The 632-nt window shown below is 62.2% G+C and carries 1 pseudogene; it reads left to right on the top strand.

The window, feature by feature from the left end:
* A pseudogene (locus tag KW846_RS29695) lies at positions 1 to 632 on the top strand (hypothetical protein); the annotation flags it as partial.

The raw sequence follows: 632 nt of genomic DNA, 5'->3' as shown, positions 1-632 counted from the left end.
CGGTGGCGTATTGTCGGAAGGCGATAGCCGATCCGGTCACGGCGCGAGTCACGCATCAGGTTTTCGATCTGGTTGGTCGGCTATCACAGCAGCGCGATCCGCGATTGTTTGCCTTGAGCCAGAGCGATGCTTCGATACCGGTGAACCTGATCACAATCCATAACCTCAGCGGGCAGTCACTGTGCAGCGACAGCGTCGATGCCGGGTGGCAACTCGGGTTGTCGGGTGCTGCGGGGCAGGCGCTTGAAACATGGGACCAACGTGGCTGGCATCGTCGCACTGAGCATGATCCATTGCTGCGGCCTGTCGCGGTGCATGAGCAAATCCGGGATGAACGCGAGCGCTGCGTCGAGAGAATGACGTTTGGGGGCGTTTCGGAAGATCACGCCCGGCACAACCGCTGTGGCCAGCTGATCCGGCAGGACGACCCTGCAGGCAGCCGGTTGATGGCCGACTATGGGCTGTCGGCGGTAGTGCTGCATGAAAGCCGGCGTTTCCTGAGTACCTTTGCCCCTATCGACTGGCCAACCCAGGAAGCTGACCGCGACGGCTTGCTGGAGCCGGGCGACGGCGCGCAGTCGTTGTGGACCTACGCGCCCACCGGCGAAGTGCTTAAGCAAACCGACGCCAAA

The sequence above is a fragment of the Pseudomonas sp. PDM32 genome (assembly GCF_019219225.1).
Taxonomy (GTDB): domain Bacteria; phylum Pseudomonadota; class Gammaproteobacteria; order Pseudomonadales; family Pseudomonadaceae; genus Aquipseudomonas; species Aquipseudomonas laurylsulfatiphila.
The sequence above is the reverse complement of the archived record's forward strand: the minus strand, read 5'-3'. Positions and strand labels throughout refer to the sequence as shown.